The organism is Acinetobacter lactucae, assembly GCF_013344765.1.
GTDB classification, from domain to species: Bacteria; Pseudomonadota; Gammaproteobacteria; order Pseudomonadales; family Moraxellaceae; genus Acinetobacter; species Acinetobacter lactucae_A.
Map to the genome: position 1 here is coordinate 14,256 of NZ_JABVBF010000010.1, position 24,029 is coordinate 38,284.

Consider the following 24,029-nt stretch of genomic DNA (forward strand, 5'->3'; position numbering starts at 1 on the left):
AGGAGTATTGTCATGAATCAGGCATTAAACAATGAATTTACTCCGGACCTTTCTCAACCTGCTCGTTTTGAATTGGCCTCTACTCAGCTCGGCATTTTCCTGGCCGATCATTTAAGTTCAATTGAAGATTTATATACTATTGCGCATTGTTTGGAACTACCAAAAACTGTTGATATCCCAACATTTAAAAAAGCAATTCAAATCGGCTTAAATGAAGCCGACACGGTCATTGCTTCATATTCATCTGACCCGTCTCAACCATTTATTGAGCTTAATAATCAAGTTCAGTTTCAAATCGAAGAATTTGATTTTTGTCATTTAACTCCTAAAAAAGCTCAACAACGCTTATGGGACTGGATGCCATCAGACCGTCAATGTGCTAAATCACTTAAAGCTGGTGAATCTCAACTGTTCCGTCAGGTGCTATTTACGACGCATGACAAAGTGTATTGGTATCAACGTTATCACCACATCATGCTTGATGGCTTTAGCATGATTAACCTAACCAAACGTATTGTTGAGCTATATCAACAATTACAAGAAGAAAAAGATCTTTCGGTTTCTCCGTTCATTGGCGTGAATGACGTTATTTCGGAACGTCAGGCTTATGAAAATAGCCATCAATTTAAAATAGACCAAGCTTTCTGGAAAGCTTACTGTGAAGATTTACCGAGTCCGATTAGTTTAAGTACTCATCATTTAGCGGCAAAAACTACAGCAACATTTATTAAGCATCAGCTCCGTTTTTCGACAGGAATTTTAGAACAAATTCAGGCTTTAGCTGCGCAAACCAAGTTGGCTTTAAATGACATGATGATGTCATTGTCATTACATTATATTTACAAAATGACCGCTAAAGCCGAGTTGGTTAACGGTATTCCATTTATGCGCCGTTTAGGTTCAAAAGCGATTCGCTCAACCTTACCTACGGTAAATGTTCTACCTGTGAAGTTTAAAGTTGCTGAAAAAGACAGTTGGGTGAGCTTAGCTCAACATGTACAAGAGCAATTACGAGAAATTCGCTCGCATCAGAAATACGATGCAGAACAAATTTTAAGAGATTTAAATAGTATCGATATTCATGAACGAATGTACGGCCCTATTTTAAATTATAAAGCTTTTGATCAAGACTTGGTTTTAGATGGTGAAAAGGTCAAAACACACCATATTTCTACAGGACCAATTGATGATTTTGAGTTTTCTTTTATTGTTCAAGATCGTGAACTCATTATCGAACTACGTGCAGATTCGCAGCGTTATACACAAGATGAGCTATTTAACCACGGTCAACGCTTAACGTTATTGCTCGAACAAGTCTTGATTCGTCCAGAACAGTCATGTAGCAGTTTTAATATTACAACACCACAAGAGCTTGCTGCCCTGACCCAAAGTGGTATTGGTCCGCATGTTAGTCACCCTGAACAATATAATAATGTTTTAGATATTTTTTATGAGCAAGTGAAAAAATATCCTGAACGTACCGCCATTGTGAGCGGTGAACGTCCAAATCTTCAGCATCTTAGTTTTGCTGAGCTTGCAGTAAGAGTGAATCAACTGACTCGTTTTTTACAAGAAAATGGAGCCAAAAAGCAAACGGTCATTGCTGGAGCTATTCCCCGTTCGATTGACTCCGTTGTGGTGATGTTATCTGTATTAAACTCTGGTGCAAGTTTCTTGCCTCTCGATTTAGATTACCCAATCGATCGTATACAGATGATGTGTGAAGATGCTAATCCATTATTTGTATTAACCACACAAGCACTTGCACAGCAACTACCACAAAATATTCAGCAGTTATATCTTGATCATGAAGATGTTCAAACACAAATTCGAAAGCAAGATGCGAATGATATTCCTGCCGAAAATCGTAAATTTGATTTCCAAGATGTTGCTTATGTAATTTTTACCTCAGGTAGTACTGGCCGTCCTAAAGGGGTAATGAACACACATGGTTCTTTACTCAACCTCATTTTGTCGCATAAACCAACTATTTACTGGCCAGTATTAGAAGCTGTAAATGAGCGTTTCCCTGAACGTCCATTACGTGCAGCACATACACACTCTTTCTCGTTTGACTCATCTTGGTTGCAAGTTTTCTGGATGTTATGGGGCCAAGAGCTACATATTTTTGATGAAAACATGCGCCGTGATGCATTTGGTTTAGTACAAGAAATTCAGCAACGACAGATCGATACACTCGATTTACCACCATCTTTTTGTGCGCAAATGATGACAAACGGCTTATTTGCTGAAAATCAGCATCATCCTAGCCTTATTTTGATTGGTGGTGAAGCTGCACCTCTAGCTTTGTGGCAACAGCTCAATGCTCAGCCAGCGCTTTTTGCTCATAATTTGTATGGCCCAACAGAATATACGGTTGATACTTTCCGAGCTGAATTAAAACAAACAGCTCGCCCTGTCATTGGTAACCCTATTGGTAATACACAGGCCTATGTATTAGATCGTCATTTACAACGTTGCCCAACTGGCGTCATTGGTGAGCTTTATATTTCTGGTTTTGGTATTGCCAATGGTTATTTAGGTCGCGCTGACTTAAGTGCTGCTCGCTTTGTGGCGAATCCATTTGAACATGGACAGCGCATGTACCGTACGGGTGATTTAGTCCGCTGGAATAGCGCGGGTAAACTTGAGTTTATGGGTCGCTGTGATGACCAGATCAAAATTCGTGGTTATCGTGTTGAGATTGGTGAAGTTGAAAATGCACTTTCGATTTTAGCCAATGTTGAAAGTGCGGTAGTGATTGCCGAACCGATTAATAACAGTCATCGTTTACTCGGTTATTGTGTGGTCAAAGACATTGAGCTCGATGAAAAAACCAGTGAGCAATTAAGTCAGCAATATTTAAGTCAGTTACGTCAAAACTTACCTGAATATATGGTGCCATCTGCCCTGACTGTTATGTCCGAGTTTCCACGAAATGTAAGTGGTAAAGTCGATAAAAAAGCACTGCCGAAACCTCAAATTCGTACACATAGCCGAATGGCTGAAACGCCTGAACAACAGCTTTTATGCCAAATTACTGCATCTGTGCTTAAGCTTGACGCTATTGGGATTGATGACGACTTCTTTATGACAGGTGGCGATAGTATTTCGGCTATTATGCTTTGTACTCAATTGCGCCAACGTGGTTACGGCTTAAGACCAAGTGATGTATTCCAATTTAAAACAGTCGCCGCTATAGCGCCGCAACTCACCCGTTTAGATGAACAACAAGCAGCCATTTCAAAACCGTTATTTTCAGCGGACCTAGAACAAAAGGTTCAAGAAAAATATGGCAAAAATAGCACGATTTTGCCTTTGCTTCCTTTGCAAAAAGGCATGCTGTTTTTATCTCAAGTAGAAAATCAATCGAACTATAATGCCTTTACTCGTCTTAGTTTAAATGGAGAAATCGATCCGGTACGTCTACAACAAGCGTTGATTACCGTATTAAAACGTCATCCTCAATTAGGTGGGCATTTTGATAGTGAATTAGCTGAAGAACCTGTTTTTATCTATTCTTTACACCCTACTCAAGCTTGGCCAGTTCAGTTTTGTTCGGTCACTCCCGATATGGTTGAGCAAACTATTCAAGAGGCATTACAACAACCAATTCACCTTGACCAACCCTATGGCTTAATTCGGGCAACCTTAATTCAACATGCGCCTGAACAATCAGAACTATTGATTATGGTGCATCATCTTTTAACAGATGGCTGGTCAACTCCGCTGTTTTTACAAGACTTTATTAGGGCCTATCAGCAAATTAACCAACCACTGCCCGTGCTTGAACATAGTTATGAAACGGTGATTAAAGCTTTATCTGGGCGTGATCATGAAATGTCAAAAGCTATATGGCAACGTGATTTAGCTGATTTACAACCCCTTATTTTATTTAATCAACCACAGCAAGCTGTACAGGAAACGTCATATCGTTTAAGTGCCGAGTTGGGTGCAAAACTTCAACATAAATTACGCCAACAAGGCATCACGCTCAATGTCTTCATGCAAATGATTTGGGCAATGACTTTAAATATTTATGCTCATCGTGAAGATATTGTGTTTGGTACTCCTGTTTCGGGACGTTCGGCACCTATCAATGGTTTAGAGCAGCAGATTGGATTGTTTTTAAATACGATTCCGGTACGTGTAAAACTCAACATGCAACAAACACTTTGGGAACAATTGCCTCAGTTACAGCAATTGCATGTTGAACATTTAGAACATGATGGTTTAGGACTAAGTGCAATTCAGCAATTGATAGCTCAGGGCAATCTTTTCGATAGTTTGTTAGTCGTAGAAAACTACCCTGATAACCAGTATTTACAGCAAAAACTTGGGGATGCTGCGATTTCCAAACTTACAAATCGCGGTTATAGCCATTATCCGCTTTCTTTGTTGGTTATTCCTGATCATCAAATTGAACTATTGCTCGAACAACGTGGTGTAATTGATCAGCCAGAACATTTCTTAGAGCGAATAGTACAATTGATTGAAATTGCACTAAATGAACCAGAGACGTCTCTTGGTCATTATCGCTTACAACTAGTCGAAGAGCGCGAATTAATCCAGAAATCAAATCAAACCCAATACTATGTTCGCCAGAGCACGTTACAACAACTACTCAGAGAACAAGCTCGAATTGCGCCTGAACAAACGGCGTTATCTGATGAAAATCATCAGCTCAGTTTCAGTGAAGTGCGTTTGCAAGTTTGTGCTTTAGCACAGCAATTGCAAAGAGCGGGTGTGCAGGCTGGAGATATTGTTGCCGTTGCCCTGCCAAGATCAGTCAAGCTGAGTATTGCGATTTTGGCGGTGATTGAAGCAGGTGCAGCTTATTTACCTATTGATTTACAACATCCGTCTGAACGCATCAAATTTATGTTGGAGGATGCTAAATCTAAACTTGTAATAGGTGAACAAAAAGATTTAGCAGCCATTGTTCACCCATCAATAGCTACCTTTGCTTTTAATGATTTATTTGATGAAACAAAGGTTGATTTAAGTAGCTATAAAACGACAGTTATTACCCCACAGCACCCGGCATATTTAATCTATACATCAGGTACAACAGGCCAGCCAAAAGGTGTCATGGTTTCTCACCAAGCCATTGTGAACCGTATTTTATGGATGCAATCAGAGTATCCGCTGTCAGCAACCGATACGATTTTGCAAAAAACGCCATGCACTTTTGATGTTTCAGTATGGGAGTTTTTCTGGTCATATTTAGTAGGTGCACGATTGGTTATGGCACCTGTAGATGCACACCGTGATCCATTGGCATTATTAAGCCTCATTCAAAAATATCAGGTAACAACATTACATTTTGTACCGTCGATGTTGGCCGTTTTTGAAAATGCTGCTACCGAAATTTTGTCATCTGCTCAGCGTCAAAGTTTGCCAATCCGCCGAGTGTTCTGTAGTGGTGAGGCATTACCAACAGCTTTAGCAAAATCATTTACCGAGCACTTTAGTTGTGAGCTACATAACTTATATGGCCCAACAGAAGCGGCAGTAGATGTGAGTTATATGGATGCAACACTGGGACTACATCCGGAAGAAAGTAGCGTTGCAATAGGATATCCAGTCTGGAATACCCAACTTTATATTTTAGATCAATACTTACGCCCTGTTCCTGTTGGAGTGGATGGTGAGCTTTATTTGGCAGGCCATCAACTCGCCATGGGTTATTTGCATCGAGCGGACTTAACGGCAGCACGTTTTGTGGCAAATCCATTCGCAGCAGGTCAACGCATGTATCGCACGGGTGATATTGCGCGATGGCATTCAGACGGTAGTATTCAATATGTGGGCCGTGCTGATGATCAGCTAAAAATACGGGGTCAACGTATAGAACTGGGTGAAATTGAACAGCAATTACGCTTAATCAGCAATCTAGATGTGGTGGTACACCCTATTCCTTCTGAACAAAATAAAGCTGATGTTCAGTTGGTTGCTTACTTGCAAACAACAACACCTGTGGATATTGAGCGGTTAAAGAAACAATTGGCGAAACAGCTTCCTGTATATATGGTGCCGACACACTATGTATTAGTTGAGCAATTCCCATTAAGTCATAATGGTAAGCTAGACCGTAAAGCACTGCCGCGACCACAACTTAATGCTTCAAATACAGAAAAACAGTACGCCACTAGTGCTTTTGAACATGAACTGACTCGTATTTTCCAACAAGTTTTAAATACGGATCAGAGCATCAGTGTAAACGAAGACTTTTTTGCCATTGGTGGACATTCTATTTTGGTAATGAAGCTGGCCATTGAAATCCGAAAAGTATTTAAGCGGAACATTCCAATTGGTCAATTGATGAGTCATGTCACCATTCAACGTTTAGCTGCGTTGCTTCTTACACAAGAACGTTTGGAAGAAGTTGAACAAACTGGTATGCAACTTATTTTACCAATCCGTTCTGGCTCTGGGCATCCATTGTTCTGTTTCTACCCGGGTTCTGGTTCTGCATGGCAATACACGGTGCTAAATCGTTATCTACATTCTGACTTACCCATTATTGGGTTGCAGTCACCTCGACCAGATGGCCTATTGACAAATAGTACTGATATGGATGAGCTGGTTAAAAAACAACTTGAAATTATTCGTAAGCAACAACCAACAGGACCTTATAGCTTATTAGGTTATTCACTTGGCGGCACTGTGGCCTATGCTGTGGCAGCGAAGCTCACTGAACAAGGTGAAAAAGTTGATTTTCTTGGTTTATTAGATACTTACCCTGCTGAAATTCATCAATGGTTAGATTTATCTGTAGAGGAAATGAATGCTGAAGCTGAACAAGAACAGCTTCAATTCTTCAATGATATTTTAGCCGATGCAGATACGGCATTAAGTGAAGAAACCCGCCGTTTACAAGAGGATATTTTTGCAAATTATCGCGATGCCGTCCGTTTGTTAAAACCGTATAAAATGCCGCACTTTGATGGTGAGCTAAACTTAGTTGTCGCTGAAAAAGATTTGCTGCCGTATATCCAACCAGAACAACAATGGTCACCTTTAGTTAAAAAACTCAATATTGTTAGACTAAGCGAAGCCGACCATACCAATATATTGTCTCCACAGCAGCTTGAAACTCTTGGCCCAATTTTAAATCGCATGATTTGTCAGGCACGTGGTCTAGAGGAGCAAACGCCATGAGCTTCAAATCTATCTTGACCGATTTTAGTCTTTTAAAACGTAATGCTCATTTTCGACATGTATTTATTGCCCGCACCTTGTCATTGTTAACCATTGGCATGTTGGTGGTGGCTATTCCAAAACAGGTCTATGACATCACGGGTAACTCGCTTAGCGTTGCCGTTGCAATGGCTTTTGAAGGCATTGCCATGTTTATTGGCTTGTTACTTGGTGGTTTGCTGTCAGATCGCAAAGATCGAAAATGGCTGATTTTATTGGCACGTGGTGTGTGTGGTTTAGGCTTTGCCGGCCTCGCCATTAACGCCATGTTTGAGCATCCTTCGCTCTATGCCATTTACTTTCTTTCAGCATGGGATGGTTTCTTTGGTGCACTCGGTGTAACCGCAATGATGGCGATCATGCCTGTGATTGTCGGGCGCGAGAATATTGTACAAGCCCGTGCGATCAGTATGGTATCGGTACGACTTGCAACTGTAATTTCACCGGCAATCGGCGGTATTTTAATTGCTGCTAGCGGTGTTGCGACCGTGTATTGGGTCTCAACCGTAGGGACCTTACTTACCGTGTTTTTATTAATGGGGCTACCTGCGCTTAAACCTCAACATGTATCAAATGGTGAAAGTCCTCTTCGCCAATTAGTTCAAGGCTTTAAATTCGTCTTTAAAAATAAAGTGGTCGGTAGCACCATTTTAATTGGCACATTGCTTAGTTTTAGCAGCGCTATTCGAATTATTTTTCCGCAAATGGCAGATGAAATTTTTCATGGCGGTGCATTTGAACTCGGACTTATGTATACGGCTGTACCTTTAGGTTCAACATTAGGCGCGTTACTGAGTGGCTGGACAATACGTTTACTCAGACCCGGCTTGGTGATGCTCTATACATGTTTAGGTGTTTTTAGCTGCATGATTATGATTGGACTTTCACCATGGCTCATCGTGACTTTGCCCATTTTATGTGTCTTCGGATATTTGATGTCGATTGCCAACTTGCTTCAATACAGTATTGTGCAAGGACATACCCCTGATGAATATTTAGGACGTATTAATGCAATCTGGCTCGCACAAGATGCCTTAGGCGATTCGATTGCCACCACAACTTTAGGCCTTTTAACACGGTTTTTACCAATATCAGGAAGTATCCTCTTCTTTGGTATATTAAGTTTTGCAGTAGGATTTATGTTCTTATTCAACTCTCAAGATATACGTGAAACAGGGTTCCAAGATCCTAAATTACAAGAAAATTAAATCCTAAATAAGAAAGAAGGCAATTCGTTGCCTTCTTTTGTTTTAAGCAAAATTTCGTGCTTGAAAAACCCAAGTCATAATATGGTTTTGTTCTACGATCCAGCCACCTTGATATTGTTCTAAGAGTTGATAGCGCTGTTGAATTTCTGACAAGAAAGTTAGCGTTAATGTTTGATTTTCAAAATTAATATCAACGATAGATGCTTCTAAAAAATCAATATATTGCTTTGCAGTAGGATAAACCGCTTTATATAAACTTTCTTTCACAGAGAAAACTAAACTCACATAACGGGCAAAATCAAAAAACTCAGCCGCTTTACTTTTCCATAAATCAAGCTCAGATGGCGTTAAAATAAGATGCGCACTCTCTTGAGCAAATTCTGAACTCACCCAATGTTCGATATCAATTCCTAAATAAATCGCATTGTTAGATAGCGCAACAACTAACTTATTTTGAGAATGACTAATACTACCCAAAATATGAGTTGGCCAGATGGGCAAATGTTCACGCATCGAAGTTATTATGGGCTGATCTAAACCGAAATGATGATTTAAAACTGCCTGAGCTAATACCCTGCCACATAAGTACTCATTTTTACGTTCGACACGCGCTTGAGCAATTTTTAGGGGATGCTCTAATTGTTGGTGTATATGTAAATGCTGTGTTTTTGATAAATCTATCCCATAACAAAATAGCTCTGATGTAAAAAAAATAGGACTCGAAATTTCAAAAATTGACTTAACGAGTTGTTCAGGAATGTATAGATAAGGACTCACTGTATTCAACTTCAAAATAAATATTTTTAATGAGTTATCACCTATCTTAACTTACATACTGCAAATATATAAATAATTATATTTATCATTTGATAATAATTATTATTTACTTATACTGTTGGGTAAATTTTGACTTCAACTTATTTAAAAACATCGATTATGAAACTTATAGGACTTTTATTAACGCTGTTGGGAGCAGTCAGTATTTACTGTAGTCATAGTAACCAAAATCTGTTGTCTCAACATCTTCCTAATCTTTTTAAGTATTTAGGCTTAGTTCTGTTAGGTATTGGATTCATTACCCTCTTTGTAAGCTTACCGAAAGTTGTTGCCACTTTTTGCTGGTTCATGCTCATCATTTTTGCATGGTCGTTCCTTCCTTTTATGGCACTTTTTAAACGGAAACTGGTTTCATGAAAGCTAAAATTCAGTCGCCTATCCAGCCAGACTGGTTGGGTAAAACTTTTGCAGGTGGTGTATTAGGTCTAAGCCTTTCTATCGCAATTGGTAATTTGATTGTTTTATTAGGTCAACCTTATATTGCCATGGATTTATTGGTGCAATTGGGGATGTGGAGCGTTCCGTGGTGTTGGATGCCTATTATATTTGGCAGCTATTTTTTTACGACTGGACGAAAAGCGCTTATCTATTTAGCCATTGCCAATGCCCTAGTGTATAGCTGTATTTTTGTATTACGGGGTTAAACATGAAAGTACGTTCAGACATCATGAAATTAGCAAAAAGCATGCATACTTGGGTGGGTGTATGTGCAGGGATTTTGCTTTTTATCTGTTTCTTTGCTGGTGGGCTCAGCATGTTTCAGCACCATATTAGTAAGTGGGCTACCCCAACACAGCAAGTTTTACCAAAAGTCTCACCCGACCAATATAACGAGCTTATCCAAAAAGTACAGACTGCCTATCCTGCTGCACAAAACAGCTTCACACTGAATTTATCGTCGAATGAATTTCACTATGCACCCATTACTTGGAGCGAACATGAACGTGGAGATGGCTTTAATGCTGCTCAGTCCACGTGGATGGCAAGCTTAGATGGTAAAGGAGAGTTAATCGTTGCTCAAGAAAACTTATCTAAAGCTGGCTGGTTAATCGAACAGTTACACGAAACAGCAGGCATACCCGGCATGGCAGGCCATCACGGACTAGGCCTTTATGTGATGGGTGTTGTTTCGATTTTATATTTTCTTGCCCTGCTTTCAGGGGTAATCATTCTGTTACCTACCTTGGTAAAGGATTATTTTGTCATTCGTCCTGGTAAAAATAAAAAGCGCTTTTGGTTAGATGCGCATAACGTGATTGGAATTACCAGCTTACCGTTCCACATCATTATTAGTATTAGCGTTATTGTCTTTGCTTTTCATGACTTTTTTTATGATGCGATTGGACAACTTGCACTCAAAGGACAACCTGTTTTTCAGCGTTCTCCCCCTGCGCTTATTCAACCTAAACAAACGCACATTGATGTGCAGCAAATATTAGCTCAAGCTAAAAAAGTAGCGCCTGAATATTCAGTTGATTATATCCAGTTCAGTGGTCTAGATACACCTGAAAAAGCCAATGCACGTATTGCTCTCTATAGCTCAGATCAGATGTTGCGTGGTGCAAATCATGACTTTATGCGTATGAACCCATATGCAGTTGAGCACTTTAACCATAAAGGCATTAACACACAGACCGATGCTGGAAATAAGTTAATCAACGCCATGTTTAGTCTACATTTTGGAAGTTTTGGTGGTACAGGCGTACGTTGGATTTATTTTGTGTTAGGTGTCGGTGGCGCTTTCTTATTTTATACAGGTAACATCCTTTGGGTTGAAACCCGTGCACGTAAACAAAAGCGTGCTGAAGACCCTGTTCCTGTTCAACGTAAAGATGTGGTGTTCCTCGCGAACTTAACTATAGGTTCATGTTTAGGGTGTGTTTTAGCTGTCGTAGGTACAATGTTGGCCAGTCGTTGGCTTTTCGCAGCGCTTAACATTGAAAGCATGAATCACCTCTTTATGTATGGTTATTATGCGATTTTCCTACTGAGTTTGATTTATACCTTTGTGATTGGCTATGCAAAAGCTTTACCACAACTGCTGTTAACCTTGGTTTTAGTGCTATTTGCGATTCCGCTTACATCCCTTTTAGCCTACTTCATTCCTCAAAGTGGCTTATGGGTACATGGCGGAGAAATTTTGGTGGTTGATTTATTAGCTATCATTTTTGCTTTCGCTTTCTGGCGTTTTTATCAACAAGCCCAAGATCGCCGAAAATCTGCTCCAACAGGTAGTCTATGGGCTAATTAACGCTATAAATCAATGACTGAAATAATGTGTGAAATATGAAAAATTATAAAATCCACATTGTTTCGGTCAGTTGTTTAATTTCTTGAATATCATGACTCACATAAATCATCGGAATTTTTATTTCCTCTTTTACTTTCTGAAAAAAAGGAATAATTTCAGCTTTATGATTCGCATCTAGTGCCGACAAAGGTTCATCAAGTAGTAACAGCTTAGGTGAATATAACAATGCTCGACCCAGTGCCACGCGCTGTTTTTCCCCTCCTGAGAGTTTGATAGGCATACGTTGTAATAAGTGCCCTAGCTTTAATAACTCAATAATATAATCTGCTTCGAAGTGACGTTCTTGTTGGGACAGATGCTTAAGACCGAATAATAAATTTTGCTTTACCGTTTTATGCGGGAAAAGCTGAGCATCTTGAAAAACCAATCCAACATGACGCTTTTGCGTGCTTAAATTAATTTTCTGATTTGAATCAAACCATGTTTGGTCCTGTATCTTAATGAGTCCACTACGCGGTGTGTTCAGGCCAGCAATGGCATGTAAAATGGACGTTTTACCTGAACCCGATGCACCGAATAAGCCAATAACAGAAGCATCTGACTGGAAACTAGGTTCAATATGAAATTGACCCATGTGTAGCTGAAAACGGCAATCAATCAACATAATTTTACCGTCCTAAACGCTTCTTTTGATAACGATGAAACCACTGTGCAAACCATAAGGCTAAAAAAGCCACACTTAATGATAAAACAATAAGCCTTTGAATAGTTGCTTCTGTATCGGGCTGTTGCATTAAGCTATACATGGCTAGAGGCAAAGTACGTGTTTCATTTGAAATGTTACCCACAAAGGTAATGGTCGCCCCAAACTCACCTAAACTGCGGCAAAAACATAAAATAGCACCAATTAAAATGCCACTGCTGGCAAGAGGCAAAGTGACATGAAAAAATGCCCCTAAAGATGAGGCACCTAATGTCTTTGCTGCCATTTCTAAACGCTGATCGACCAGTTCAATCGCTAGCCGAATAGATTGTACCAATAGCGGGAAACCCATCACTGCTGATGCAAGAACGGCGCCTTTCCAGTTAAATGCAAAATCAATTCCGAGCGGTGCCAAATATTGTCCAATAATACCGCGGTTTCCAAAGACTTGTAATAGCAAATAACCCGGCACAACCGGGGGCAGTACCAAAGGTAAAAATACCAATGTTTCAATGAATGACTTACCCCAAAACTCTTTACGCGCCAAAAACCATCCCACACAAATTGCAGGAATAATACTGATTACAAGACAACTTGCTGCAACCCTACAAGAAAGTTGCAGAACGCTGAGTTCTTCTGGGGTTAAAGAAAACATCATGGTTTTGCTGGAGCCAACACACTAAAGCCATATTTTTTAAAGACTGCTTTGGCTTGATCGCTTTGTAAAAATTGATAGAACTTTGCTGAGTCATGATTCTTTTTAATCAACCCTACAGGATAAGTAATTGGCGAATGGGTATTTTCGGGAAATACATCAACTACCGTTACATCTTTACTAATCGCTGCATCAGTTGCATAGACAATGCCAACCTGACATTCACCTCGCGCAACAAAGTTTAATGCCGCTCGAACATCTTCTGTTTCAACTAACTTTGGCTCAATACGGTTCCACCAACCTAAATTGGTAAAAGCTTGTTTAGCATATTTGCCTACAGGCACACTTTTGGTATCCCCTGTACAAATCTTTCTGGTAAATACTTTATTTGGATCGGTGGTTTTATCTAGTTTTACGTTTAGTGACTGCCCTTTTGGAGTAATTAGAACCAAACGGTTGCCTAATAAATTTATACGATTATTTGCTACAACTAATTTTTTGTTTTGCAGATAATCCATCCACTGTGTATCAGCAGAGATAAATACATCGGCTGGTGCTCCAGCTTCAATTTGTTTAGCTAAGGTTGATGAACCAGCATATGAAGTTTTGACTTCTATATTGTTTTGTTTTTCGTAAATTTTTTCTAAATCATTAATGACATTGGTTAAGCTGGCTGCTGCATAAACAGTAACTGATTCAGCTTTAGCTGTAACATTAAAGACCAGTCCAATGCTAAGGATCGAACAAGCAAAAACCAATTTTTTTATCTTTCTATCACTTATCATCATGTCTTACCTTTTTGTCATTTTTTGCAGCGATATATACCCAAGAATATAGCGCCATACAAAGATTATGCACAGCATAATTCGTTAAATATAGATGACTGGAATGCAGCAGTGCTTTTTCAGCGTGCACTTTGGATTAAGCAAAAGCTATACCACATTAAAAGATTCAGTCGCTATAAAATCTTTTAATTTAGTTTTTTAAATAGCTACTCATGATCTGATAATCACGTTCTAAGGCTTGTCGAGCATTAACTTCCATTTGACGATAGTGTTGTAAGACTTTCTGGCCCAAAGCTGTAACGGCTGCCCCACCACCATGTGTTCCCCCCGTTTGAGTTTCGACTAGAGCTGTTTCGAAACATTGATTCATGGTGTCTACCAACTGCCATGCACGGCGGTAGCTCATATTCATAGATTTTGCCGCTTGTGAGATTGAACCAGTTCTCTCAATTGCTTCAAGTAAGTCTGCCTTTCCAGGGCCGAATGCGATGTTCTGCTCTAAAAGAATTCTAATTTGTAATTTTAAGTTTTTTTCTTTCATGGACTTAGTTCGCAAAATTTCATTTTATGCTCGTTAACATTATAGGGAAGTTTAACAAGTTAAGACACATACAAATTTAAAACTGATAGCCTCTTAAAAAAGAGTGTGATTAAAAGATCAAAACTGCATAAAGTGGATAAAGATCTGGAAAAAACGGATAGAGGCTAAGGCTTAATCGCGGTTCAATCAGTTAAAAGCTGAATGAATGGAGGATTGAGCAATGACCTCATCTAATTTAAAACAATGGAATGATTTTGTAGATGGATGTATCGACTTCCGTCCTAACGATGGTGTGTTTCGTATTGCACGTAATATGTTTACCGAGCCTGAACTATTTGACTTGGAAATGGAACTTATTTTTGAAAAGGTTTGGATTTATGCATGTCACGAAAGTGAGATTCCAAACAATCATGATTTCCTAACAGTTCAAATTGGCCGCCAACCGATTATTGTGAGCCGTGATGGTAAAGGCGAATTACACGCCATGGTCAATGCTTGTGAGCACCGCGGCGCGACATTAACACGCGTTGCTAAAGGCAACCAATCTACATTTACTTGTCCATTCCATGCGTGGTGCTACAAGTCAGATGGCCGCTTGGTCAAAGTAAAAGCACCGAGTGAATATTGCGAAGATTTTGATAAATCAAGCCGTGGCTTAAAGCAAGGCCGTATTGCTAGCTATCGTGGTTTTGTCTTTGTAAGCCTTGATACTCAAGCAACAGATTCGCTAGAAGACTTTTTGGGCGATGCAAAACTGTTCCTTGATTTAATGGTTAACCAGTCCCCAACAGGTGAACTCGAAGTACTACAAGGCAAATCATCTTATACCTTTGCAGGTAACTGGAAGCTACAAAATGAAAATGGTCTAGATGGTTATCATGTAAGTACCGTTCACTATAACTATGTTTCTACAGTCCAACACCGTCAGCAAGTCAATGCATCAAAAGGTGAAGAGCTTGATACGCTTGACTATAGCAAGTTAGGTGCCGGTGACTCAGAAACTGACGATGGTTGGTTTAGTTTTAAAAATGGCCATAGTGTTTTATTTAGTGACATGCCTAATCCAACAGTTCGTCCGGGCTACAGCACAGTTATGCCATATATGGTTGAAAAGTACGGCGAAAAATATGCTGAATGGGCAATGCACCGTTTAAGAAATTTGAACTTGTACCCTAGCCTATTCTTTATGGACCAGATTAGTTCACAGCTTCGTATTGTTCGTCCAGTGGCATGGAATAAAACCGAAGTCATTAGTCAGTGTATTGGTGTTAAAGGTGAATCTGCGGAAGCACGCCGTAACCGTATTCGCCAGTTCGAAGATTTCTTTAATGTGTCGGGTCTTGGTACACCAGATGATCTAGTTGAATTCCGTGAACAACAAAAAGGTTTTCAGGCACGACTTGAACGTTGGAGCGATATTTCTCGCGGTTGTCAGTCTTGGGAATATGGCGCGACCAAAAACTCACAAGATTTAGGCATTCAACCTGTCATTACTGGCCGTGAGTTTACCCATGAAGGACTCTATGTAAATCAGCATGGACACTGGCAACGTCTCATGCTCGACGGCTTAAACAAGAAAGCATTGAAAATGCAAGATATTACTTTTGAAAACAATGCCGTAATGGATGAGGTGTAACCATGTCACAAGAACTACATTTTGCTGTATCTCAGTTTTTGTACAAAAAGGCAGAGCTTTGCGATGCTTATGACTGGGATGCCTACCTAGAGCTTTACGATGAAGATAGTGAATATCATATTCCACAGTGGATTGATGATCATAACTATGTTCAAGATCCAAATCAGGGTTTGTCTTATATTTATTATGCAGACCGTACAGGGCTTGAAGATCGTGTATTCCGTATTCGTACCGGAAAAGCGGCATCTGCAACACCATTACCACGTACTTTGCACAGCATAAACAACATTCGAGTTAAAACACTAGATGATGGATTAATTGAAGCAAAAGTTGCATGGCAAACGCTTTATAACCGTCAAGGCTTAGAAGGCTGTTTTTACGGACACGCGACTTATCTTTTACGTCAAACCGCAGATGGTTTCCGTATTCGTCGTCAACACAGCATTTTGCTGAATGACAAAATTGATTCCGTTTTAGACTTCTATCACGTTTAAGGGGAATGAAAAATGGGACATTCAGTTGCACTTAACTTTGCCGATGGCAAAACCTTTTTCATTTCGGTAAATAACGACGAATTGCTGCTTGATGCAGCAGTTCGCCAAGGAATTAACCTGCCGCTAGACTGCCGTGAAGGTGTTTGTGGTACCTGTCAGGGGCAATGTGAAACTGGTATCTATGAACAAGAATATGTCGATGAAGATGCTTTAAGTGAACGTGATTTGGCTGAGCGAAAAATGTTGGCTTGCCAGACCCGTGTGAAATCAGATGCAGCTTTTTATTTCGATCATGATTCTACGATCTGTAACGCTGGTGATACCTTAAAAATTGAAACCAAAGTGACTGCGGTTGAGCTGGTTTCTGAAACGACAGCAATCTTGCATCTTGATGCGAGCAGTCATGCTGAACAACTTCAGTTTTTGCCGGGTCAATATGCTCGTTTGCAAATTCCAGATACTGAAGATTGGCGCTCATATTCATTTGCAAACAGACCAAACGCAACCAATCAATTACAGTTTTTAATTCGTCTCTTGCCAGACGGTGTGATGAGTAATTATTTGCGTGATCGTTGTCAGGTTGGACAAAGCTTACTTATTGAAGCACCGCTTGGTAGTTTCTATTTACGTGAAGTACAGCGACCACTGGTTTTTGTGGCAGGTGGAACAGGGTTATCTGCTTTCTTGGGAATGCTTGATAACTTGGTGGATCAACCGAACTCACCTGCGGTTCAGTTATATTACGGCGTAAATAGTGAAACCGACTTATGCGAACAACAGCGTTTACATGCCTACGCGGAGCAGCTACCAAACTTTAGTTATCACCCGATTGTGACTAAAGCAACGGAAGCTTGGCAAGGTAAAGCAGGTTATATTCATGAGCACTTAAATAAAGATCAACTGGCCGAGCAGGCTTTTGATATGTATTTATGTGGCCCCCCACCAATGATTGAAGCCGTTAAAAATTGGTTGGATGAGCAAGCTTTGCAAAACTATCGTATTTACAGCGAGAAGTTTTTACAAAGCAATACCTCACGTTAAAAGTATAAATAATTTAAAAACCACTGAAACCTGAAATGATTCAATATACTCTGCAAGGGGTATATTGAATTTTTGCATAAAAATTAAAAGTTAATATATATCAATAATATAAAAAATAAATTCCGACAAAATAAATTGACCAGTTCGCTCGGATTTGCTATAAATTTTGATAGATCTTAAGGAATAAGATCATGATGAGATTAACTTATAGCACCTTTTATATTCCCCTATTCTATTTCTCGAATGTATTAAATTGATGGACAAAATCCGACTTAAAAATTTGAGAAAATCATATTAATTAGCGGTTAAATTGGTCTGTATTTTGCTTATATCTCATTGTAATTTGCGAGTAACTTAATTTTTTAAGTGCCGTATTTACTTGATGTGCAGCGAAGTTTTAAAGCTTTTACAACACAAGTAAATACAGGAGTGAGCCAAAAGGGATAAATATGAACCAAGCCAACTCCCACGAACTCAATGGACGTCATTTTCAAAATGAGTCTATCTTTACCAATCATAATCTGGTCTTTGATCACCACGATTTAAGCGAAACTTGCCGAAATGTAGGGCAGATTTTTAAACCGCATGATCTTAAAATCTCTCAGCAGAAGCGAGATTTCAGTGCAACCATGCACCATGTTAAAACAGGCGCACTATCTATTAGTCGCTTGGAATATGGCGCAGATGTCATTATTGAACCAGATCACCTTGATAACTTTTACCTTATTCAAATTCCAACTCAAGGCTACGCAGAAATCGAGTTTGGTTCTCAAAAGTTTATTTCTTATTCTCAAGTTGCTTCTCTTATTTCTCCTCAGCAATCTTTACGTATGCGCTGGCATGCAAACTCACCCCAGCTTATTCTAAAAGTGTCAAAGGATGATTTTACTTACCATTGCCGTCAACACATTGCGGATTCAGAGAATAACTTACTCGTTTTTGACCCTAAATTAGATTTTTCTACCCAAGGTGGAGCCTATTTTTTGCAGCTGGTTAGAACATTGATGGATGCTCTAGCATGCGAGCAACACCCTCTCCATCATCCTTTAGCCTTTAAACAGTTTGAGTCAAATTTATTTAATGCTCTCATTTATGGTCAACCCAATAACGCATTACACAAAATAGATCAGCATAAAGAAAAAACTGTTTCTCCTTATTTTGTGAAGCGTACAGAAGCCTACATTAAAGAACATTTACATGAGCCGCTTAATGTCGAAATTTTAGCTGAACATGCAGGCGTGAGCGTGAGAACACTATTTACTGGTTTTAAAAATTACTTGGGGACAACCCCAATGTCTTATCTAAAGGAATTACGCTTTGAACAAGCTCATTTAGAACTCATGCATAATGAAAATCTATCGGTCACAGACGTTGCATTTAAATGGGGATTTACTCACTTAGGCCGTTTTTCTCAAGAATATAAACGCCGCTATGGGGAATTACCTTCGTCTACTCGTCGATCTGGTCACAGTGAAGGTTCAGGCTTAATTACTTCAATTTTTTCTTAAGTTTACAATAGACGAAAGCCTTTTATATTGATTGATATAAAAGGCTTTTTTTATAATTTAAAAATGATGGACATAACGAACTTGTAGTCGTGTTCCCTCTGGGCGGTTTTCAGCATCTTGCTCAAAATATGCATTTGCAACTAAGTGATCATTTTTAGAAAAACTGTACATCGCACCAGGACCAATTGCCCAAACTTGTTCACGTCGACCTTTGACTTTTTCACCATCAACTTCGGTGTCCGTGATTTGTTTTAGCCAATAACCATTTAGTCCTAAGCGGAACTGTTCGGTAATAGCATAGTCTGTTGCAAAGTTTGCATGAATTGCTTGACCAGCTTGCATATCATTTGCTCCAGCAAATGCATAGCTTGGGTCATCATTTTTAAAGTTATAGAGGTAATGGATACGCGTTGAAGCTGTCCATTTTGGATTAAACCAATATGTTGCAGCCCAATAAGGGTCAAATGAAACAGCGTTATTACTTGGGTTAATATCTTTTTGCTGGTCGTATTCCCCAGTAGGTAAATTCACCTGAAACTCAAAACGATGTACAAACTTCGGCCCTTGTGTACCCATGATTGGATCGAACTGAATAAAAGGTCCTATCATAATGTCCCCAAAGCCGCTTTGGGCCTTAATTGCAGCATTATTCAAGCCATCATCCATGTCCATTTTGCTGACAAAAGGAATTAAAAAATTCATGCCTAGACTGGCTTTATCTTTTACTCGGACATTCGATAAATAACTAATCTGTTCAACCAATACTTGATAATTTAAATCTGTTTTAGGCAAACCTAATTTTTGTCCATTGGCATCGACCAGTTTATTGCTATCGTAATTTTGAAAGTAGGTTTGAGCATACCAGCCGGGCCCTGCGGGTAAGCCGCCATCGAGAAAGCTGGTCATACCTAAGTTTACGGTCGGTAAATCATAGGCATGTGTAACCAATGGCAAACCCAACAATGTCCCTGCTAAAAAGCCATGTTTAATTAAAGTGCTTTTCATCTTCTTATTTCCTATAAAAAAATCACGACCGGATTGATCGTGATTATGGTGAATTAATGTGCTAATTCTGGATGCTCTGCGGCAATCCGATACTTTCCTGCGTGGAATACCAATGGTTCACCTTGGCGTTGTTGGTATTGTTCAATTTGACCAATAAAAATCAGGTGATCTCCACCCTCATACTGATTTACATTTCGGCAAACTAAGGTTGCGAGTGCATCGGATAAAATTGGAACGCCAGCATTGCATTGCTGATGGGCAATGCCTGCAAATTTATCGTCAGCACCTCGAGCGAAATGCCCAGAAAGCTGATGATGCTCTTGCGCCAACATATGAATGGCAAAATATTCAGCTTCTACAAAATCAGACAAACTTGGAGCTGTTTTTGAAAGGCTCCACAAAATTAATGGTGGATCTAAAGACAGTGAAGAAAATGAATTGGCTGTCATGCCTATTTTCCGGCCATCTTTACCACGAGTTGTAATCACGGTAACGCCAGTTGCAAACTGTCCAAGCAAATTACGAATTTCTCTTGGGTTTTCAGCATTAATCGCTTGTAAAGCTAAAGTTTCAATTGTGTCCATTTTTAATTCTCCCTTTGCTGTTTTGCCCTTAAGCCACTTTTGCTGCGGTTTTTGAGGCCAAGAATGCTTGAGCTTCATCTGCATCAAACCACCAAGGGGCAAAAGCGCGCGGGTCATCAAAGTTATTGGCCATAATAGAAGCAATGCTTTGGTTTTGGCTTGCGGCTGCTAGTAGTTCAACGACATGAGGCTCTGGTGGTAATAACAAGCTATTGGTCCAAGCCACGACTTTTTCTACATAAGCCCAATAACGTTCAAAAGTTTGAACCATCCATTGTTCGCTAAAGTTTTGATTATCATTGGCTAAAATTGCATCGAAATAGATTTTGCTACACTTAGCAGCGTTGTTTGAGCCTTGACCGGTAATCGGGTCATTCACCACTAAGGCATCTGCCATACCAAAAATCTTCTTGCCAGAGGGTAAGGTTAAAACGGGTTTGCGTACGGTCGGCGGGAAACGTCCTGCTAAATATCCACCAGCATCGGTTAACTCAACATTTGCGCAGCGTTCATATTCCCAAGGTACAAATTTCTTGAGTAAGTCCAAACTACATTGCAGATGCTGTTCAGGTGTTTTCACATCTTGCCAACAGTCCATTGGCCCATTTGGAATACCTTCAAAGACCATAATGTCGCAAGGCCCATTCACGGTAAGTGCTGGAAATGAAAAGTACTCGCCCACTTCTGGAATAATATTAAAAGTCACACGAGAGTATGGGGAAATTGGCTTCATGTTTTTGACATAGGTCAATGCCAAAGCGCGCTGAGGTTTATCAAAAACACTGCGTGCATCATCACGCTCAAACTGTTTAACAACTTCACCTTTACCAGCCGCGAGTAAGACAAGTTCGTAGTCGTTTGCGAGTTGTTCTAACTCTTCTATACCAACATCCTGAATCACCAATCGACCGCCACGGCGTTCAAATTCTTCCATCCAATATGGCATTTTGACGCGTTGATCGACTGATTGAGCGTAGCGCTCAAGACGAGCACTCCATTCAAATGCTTTACCGCCATTTTCAGGGTTAACTAAAGCTAGCCCAATGCCTTCTACTGCTGGACATTGTTCTTCCCAGAAATTTAGTCCCAAGTCACGTTCAGTTTGTAAAGCGGTATGAAACATACACTGGCTTGACATGACTTTACCTTGACGGATTTCGTTGGCAGTTCGATTGGTGATCATGGTCACGTCATAACCTGTATCTAATAACCCCAAACCAAGCTGTAAACCAGACTGTCCTGCTCCAACAATTGCAATACGGCGCATAATATTCTCCATAGTTTTCTAAATGTACTTTTAAAACGCTGTGCTATTCGGCTAAGCGTGGAATAGCAGGCTGTGATCCTTCAGGGCCCATCACTGAATAGCCACCGTCGACTGCGTAATCTGCTCCGGTGACAAAGCTCGCAGCAGGTGACAATAAAAACAAAACAACATTGGCGACTTCTTCGGGATGGCCCAATCGGCCTAGCAAGTGGTAATCGGCTGCCACGCTATTGGCCTTTTCACGGTTATTACCACTGACTTCTGCAATGACACGAGACCATGTCCAACCCGGTGAAACGGAGTTGACGCGAATACCATCGGCAGCAAAATCCATTGCCATGCTTTGTGTGAGTTGACGTATCGCGGCTTTAGAAACTGGATATAACCAGCGCCCTGTTTGTGCCACTTTGGCCGAGATTGAAGTAAAATTAACGATTGAACCTTGCTGCTTTTTTAGGTCAGTGTATAAAGCACGGCTCAGCTCAACGGTAGAGACCAAATTAAGATCGAGTGCTTGTAACCAGTCCTGACGTGAAGATTTAAAACCATCATCTAAGTAGGTACATGCCAAATTCACCAAGTAACTCACTTCACCTAAATGTTGGTGAATATCTACCACAGCTTGTTGAATAGCCGCATCGCTGGTTAAATCGGTTTGAATAAACATCACATCATGGTTAAAGCTTTCTGCAATCGCCTTGCCTTTGGCATCAATATCTAAAATAGCAACATGAGCACCCGCACTCACCAAAGCTTGTACAACAGCTTTACCAATGAGTGTTGCTCCGCCGCTCACCACAGCGACTTTTCCTTTTAAATCTATATTCATTGCAGATCCTCCTTAATTGACTGGCTTGCCTTTACTACTTGACCAAGATGGCATCAACGTATTTGAAGGAAGATCTTCATCAAGAAGTTTTCGCGCGGTCTCTACACCTGCAACGGGTAAGCCTGTTGGGTCTAATAAACCAATTTGAACCAGTACCGATGCTTGGTCCCAGTAAATATGCTCATGACACAGCTTTGAACCTCTGAACTGAATTACACCTAACATTGGAATTTCGACGTATTTACCAGTCGGTTTTACACCCGGTAATAACCAGTCAATTTCAGCATCGTGGGTAAAGCTCATAATGAACTCGTCTACCACTTGCGTTGAACCAACCGTACGAGAGATCGAAGTGATCTTCATATCTTTCGGGTTTTGATGAACAAAATGATATTGATAAAAACGAGCGAGCTGGCTTTGACCTACACCGCCAGTTAAGGTTGGAATATGGTTGACATACGGTTCTGCGACCATTGTTGCCATGGTTGCTGGCACGTCACGCGTATCGAACTCATGACGAATATGCTCTTCCCATAAAGCAACTAAGTCATATTTCGGTCCAATCGTGTCATGTAGAGCGGTTACTGTACGTTCATGGGCAAAGCGTGCTGAAGGTTTGTGGTAATGATTGCTTTTAGGGCGTGCAAAGGCATGATCAACACCTTCGTAAACATAGGCCTGTACATTTGAATATTGGTTGGCTGCATTAACAATCGCTTGTCTAGCATCTGGCGGTGTAAATTGGTCCAGTTCTGCAATATGTAAAACCAAACGCCCCTTTACGTTGGCTAACTCATCTAAGGCTTTTTCAATGCCTACACCGTAATAACCTACAGCACATGCCACTTCCGAAAGTCGGCAGCCTGCCAAATACGCAAGCTTTCCACCCAAACAATAGCCCACTACGCCGAGACCTGTAGAGGTATCGCATTCTGGTCGTGTCTTTAAAAACGCTAAGCTGTCTTGAATATCTTCAACACCGAGGTTTTCATCATATTGCTGATAAAGCTCGAAAGCTTTTTGAAAATCTTCTGGTGTGTAACCCAGTTCGATATTAGGTGCTACACGCCAAAATAAATCAGGAACTAAAACGGTATAGCCTTCTTCTGCAAGAAATTCTGCTTTTTCTCGCATGGCTGCATTCACCCCAAAGATTTCCTGACAAAGCACCACTCCAGGTCCTTTTCCTGTTTCTGGTGTCGCTAGATATGCACTGAACTGCTTTCCAGATGCTGTTTTAATTTGAACGGTTTGACCAGCCATAGTGTCAACTCCTGACATTGTTATGGCTTTATCTTCTATCCGAATTTTTTTTTAGACTGTCCAAAAGCTGCAAGCACTATCCAATCTCTGCGCAATTATCAAAATTCATCAAACTGGATAAAACACAAAAAATAAGAAAACTAATAAATTTCATAACTTTAAATTAAAAAATTAAATTAATACTTTTTATCTAATTTGGAAAAAATGGATGAAGATTAG

The 24,029-nt window shown here is 40.1% G+C and carries 18 protein-coding genes; 8 read left to right on the forward strand and 10 right to left on the reverse strand.

Going from position 1 to position 24,029, the window contains the following annotated elements; genetic code table 11:
• Nucleotides 1–12: 12 nt before the first annotated feature.
• On the forward strand, nt 13–7,164 hold the full coding sequence (locus tag HUN22_RS02385) for a non-ribosomal peptide synthetase (RefSeq protein WP_174726366.1): 7,152 nt from the start codon (nt 13–15) through the stop codon (nt 7,162–7,164).
• Nucleotides 7,161–8,411, forward strand: coding sequence for an enterobactin transporter EntS (entS, locus tag HUN22_RS02390; RefSeq protein ID WP_174726367.1), 1,251 nt, complete (start codon nt 7,161–7,163; stop codon nt 8,409–8,411). Before HUN22_RS02385 ends, entS begins: the two co-directional genes overlap by 4 nt.
• A 42-nt stretch (nt 8,412–8,453) precedes the next feature.
• Here the strand turns inward: entS and HUN22_RS02395 are convergent, their stop codons facing one another.
• A complete protein-coding gene (locus HUN22_RS02395) occupies nt 8,454–9,188 on the reverse strand; it encodes a 4'-phosphopantetheinyl transferase family protein (protein WP_174726368.1) in 735 nt (244 codons plus the stop codon).
• 413 nt (nt 9,189–9,601) lie between these two features.
• Between HUN22_RS02395 and HUN22_RS02400 the strand changes: the two genes are divergently transcribed.
• The gene (locus HUN22_RS02400; RefSeq protein ID WP_174726369.1) at nt 9,602–9,892 is read left to right on the forward strand and encodes a hypothetical protein; all 291 of its coding nucleotides are present in this window, start codon (nt 9,602–9,604) and stop codon (nt 9,890–9,892) included.
• 2 nt (nt 9,893–9,894) lie between these two features.
• Nucleotides 9,895–11,499 (forward strand): PepSY-associated TM helix domain-containing protein, encoded by a 1,605-nt coding sequence (locus tag HUN22_RS02405; RefSeq protein ID WP_174726370.1) that lies wholly within the window; start codon nt 9,895–9,897, stop codon nt 11,497–11,499.
• A 43-nt stretch (nt 11,500–11,542) separates the two neighbouring features.
• On the opposite strand, the gene HUN22_RS02410 is transcribed toward HUN22_RS02405, so the two are convergent.
• The 4 genes from HUN22_RS02410 to HUN22_RS02425 form a co-directional block, all read right to left on the reverse strand.
• Entirely contained in the window at nt 11,543–12,163 is a 621-nt protein-coding gene (locus HUN22_RS02410) for an ATP-binding cassette domain-containing protein (protein ID WP_174726371.1), read from the reverse strand.
• Nucleotides 12,164–12,167: 4 nt separating this feature from the next.
• Nucleotides 12,168–12,860, reverse strand: coding sequence for a molybdate ABC transporter permease subunit (gene modB / locus HUN22_RS02415; protein WP_174726372.1), 693 nt, complete (start codon nt 12,858–12,860; stop codon nt 12,168–12,170).
• On the reverse strand, nt 12,857–13,642 hold the full coding sequence (modA, locus tag HUN22_RS02420; protein ID WP_174726375.1) for a molybdate ABC transporter substrate-binding protein: 786 nt from the start codon (nt 13,640–13,642) through the stop codon (nt 12,857–12,859). The genes modB and modA overlap by 4 nt, the downstream gene beginning before the upstream one ends.
• A 190-nt stretch (nt 13,643–13,832) precedes the next feature.
• On the reverse strand, nt 13,833–14,183 hold the full coding sequence (locus tag HUN22_RS02425; protein ID WP_174726373.1) for a winged helix-turn-helix domain-containing protein: 351 nt from the start codon (nt 14,181–14,183) through the stop codon (nt 13,833–13,835).
• Between the two features lie 220 nt (nt 14,184–14,403).
• Between HUN22_RS02425 and antA the strand changes: the two genes are divergently transcribed.
• The 4 genes from antA (at nt 14,404) to HUN22_RS02445 (ending at nt 18,862) form a co-directional block, all read left to right on the forward strand.
• Nucleotides 14,404–15,819 carry an anthranilate 1,2-dioxygenase large subunit gene (gene antA / locus HUN22_RS02430; RefSeq protein ID WP_033850044.1) on the forward strand — a complete coding sequence of 472 codons (1,416 nt, stop codon included), beginning with the start codon at nt 14,404–14,406 and terminating at the stop codon, nt 15,817–15,819.
• A 2-nt stretch (nt 15,820–15,821) separates the two neighbouring features.
• On the forward strand, nt 15,822–16,313 hold the full coding sequence (antB, locus tag HUN22_RS02435) for an anthranilate 1,2-dioxygenase small subunit (protein ID WP_000076809.1): 492 nt from the start codon (nt 15,822–15,824) through the stop codon (nt 16,311–16,313).
• A 12-nt stretch (nt 16,314–16,325) separates the two neighbouring features.
• A complete protein-coding gene (gene antC, locus HUN22_RS02440) occupies nt 16,326–17,354 on the forward strand; it encodes an anthranilate 1,2-dioxygenase electron transfer component AntC (protein ID WP_174726374.1) in 1,029 nt (342 codons plus the stop codon).
• Between the two features lie 449 nt (nt 17,355–17,803).
• The gene (locus HUN22_RS02445) at nt 17,804–18,862 is read left to right on the forward strand and encodes an AraC family transcriptional regulator (protein ID WP_004792462.1); all 1,059 of its coding nucleotides are present in this window, start codon (nt 17,804–17,806) and stop codon (nt 18,860–18,862) included.
• Between the two features lie 57 nt (nt 18,863–18,919).
• Here the strand turns inward: HUN22_RS02445 and HUN22_RS02450 are convergent, their stop codons facing one another.
• The 5 genes from HUN22_RS02450 to HUN22_RS02470 are packed head-to-tail and all read right to left on the reverse strand — an operon-like array spanning nt 18,920 to nt 23,810.
• Complete coding sequence (locus tag HUN22_RS02450; RefSeq protein WP_108010516.1) at nt 18,920–19,867, reverse strand: SphA family protein; 948 nt, start codon at nt 19,865–19,867, stop codon at nt 18,920–18,922.
• Nucleotides 19,868–19,920: 53 nt separating this feature from the next.
• On the reverse strand, nt 19,921–20,451 hold the full coding sequence (locus HUN22_RS02455; protein WP_004792464.1) for a flavin reductase family protein: 531 nt from the start codon (nt 20,449–20,451) through the stop codon (nt 19,921–19,923).
• A gap of 28 nt (nt 20,452–20,479) precedes the next feature.
• Nucleotides 20,480–21,718 carry a styrene monooxygenase/indole monooxygenase family protein gene (locus HUN22_RS02460; RefSeq protein WP_213067324.1) on the reverse strand — a complete coding sequence of 413 codons (1,239 nt, stop codon included), beginning with the start codon at nt 21,716–21,718 and terminating at the stop codon, nt 20,480–20,482.
• Nucleotides 21,719–21,761: 43 nt separating this feature from the next.
• Nucleotides 21,762–22,547, reverse strand: coding sequence for an SDR family oxidoreductase (locus HUN22_RS02465; protein ID WP_004792468.1), 786 nt, complete (start codon nt 22,545–22,547; stop codon nt 21,762–21,764).
• A gap of 12 nt (nt 22,548–22,559) precedes the next feature.
• The gene (locus HUN22_RS02470; RefSeq protein WP_108010512.1) at nt 22,560–23,810 is read right to left on the reverse strand and encodes a dienelactone hydrolase family protein; all 1,251 of its coding nucleotides are present in this window, start codon (nt 23,808–23,810) and stop codon (nt 22,560–22,562) included.
• Between the last annotated feature and the right edge of the window lie 219 nt (nt 23,811–24,029).

Excerpts from the sequence above, each read along its gene's own strand:
- HUN22_RS02400 (WP_174726369.1), top strand. The coding sequence starts at position 9,602 with ATGAAAGCTAAAATTCAGTCGCCTATCCAGCCAGACTGGTTGGGTAAA.
- HUN22_RS02425 (WP_174726373.1), bottom strand. The coding sequence starts at position 14,183 with ATGAAAGAAAAAAACTTAAAATTACAAATTAGAATTCTTTTAGAGCAG.
- HUN22_RS02385 (WP_174726366.1), top strand. The coding sequence starts at position 13 with ATGAATCAGGCATTAAACAATGAATTTACTCCGGACCTTTCTCAACCT.
- HUN22_RS02465 (WP_004792468.1), bottom strand. The coding sequence starts at position 22,547 with ATGAATATAGATTTAAAAGGAAAAGTCGCTGTGGTGAGCGGCGGAGCA.
- HUN22_RS02460 (WP_213067324.1), bottom strand. The coding sequence starts at position 21,718 with ATGCGCCGTATTGCAATTGTTGGAGCAGGACAGTCTGGTTTACAGCTT.
- modA (WP_174726375.1), bottom strand. The coding sequence starts at position 13,642 with ATGATAAGTGATAGAAAGATAAAAAAATTGGTTTTTGCTTGTTCGATC.
- HUN22_RS02470 (WP_108010512.1), bottom strand. The coding sequence starts at position 23,810 with ATGGCTGGTCAAACCGTTCAAATTAAAACAGCATCTGGAAAGCAGTTC.
- HUN22_RS02405 (WP_174726370.1), top strand. The coding sequence starts at position 9,895 with ATGAAAGTACGTTCAGACATCATGAAATTAGCAAAAAGCATGCATACT.
- antB (WP_000076809.1), top strand. The coding sequence starts at position 15,822 with ATGTCACAAGAACTACATTTTGCTGTATCTCAGTTTTTGTACAAAAAG.
- HUN22_RS02455 (WP_004792464.1), bottom strand. The coding sequence starts at position 20,451 with ATGGACACAATTGAAACTTTAGCTTTACAAGCGATTAATGCTGAAAAC.
- entS (WP_174726367.1), top strand. The coding sequence starts at position 7,161 with ATGAGCTTCAAATCTATCTTGACCGATTTTAGTCTTTTAAAACGTAAT.
- HUN22_RS02445 (WP_004792462.1), top strand. The coding sequence starts at position 17,804 with ATGAACCAAGCCAACTCCCACGAACTCAATGGACGTCATTTTCAAAAT.
- HUN22_RS02410 (WP_174726371.1), bottom strand. The coding sequence starts at position 12,163 with ATGTTGATTGATTGCCGTTTTCAGCTACACATGGGTCAATTTCATATT.
- HUN22_RS02450 (WP_108010516.1), bottom strand. The coding sequence starts at position 19,867 with ATGAAAAGCACTTTAATTAAACATGGCTTTTTAGCAGGGACATTGTTG.
- modB (WP_174726372.1), bottom strand. The coding sequence starts at position 12,860 with ATGATGTTTTCTTTAACCCCAGAAGAACTCAGCGTTCTGCAACTTTCT.
- antC (WP_174726374.1), top strand. The coding sequence starts at position 16,326 with ATGGGACATTCAGTTGCACTTAACTTTGCCGATGGCAAAACCTTTTTC.
- antA (WP_033850044.1), top strand. The coding sequence starts at position 14,404 with ATGACCTCATCTAATTTAAAACAATGGAATGATTTTGTAGATGGATGT.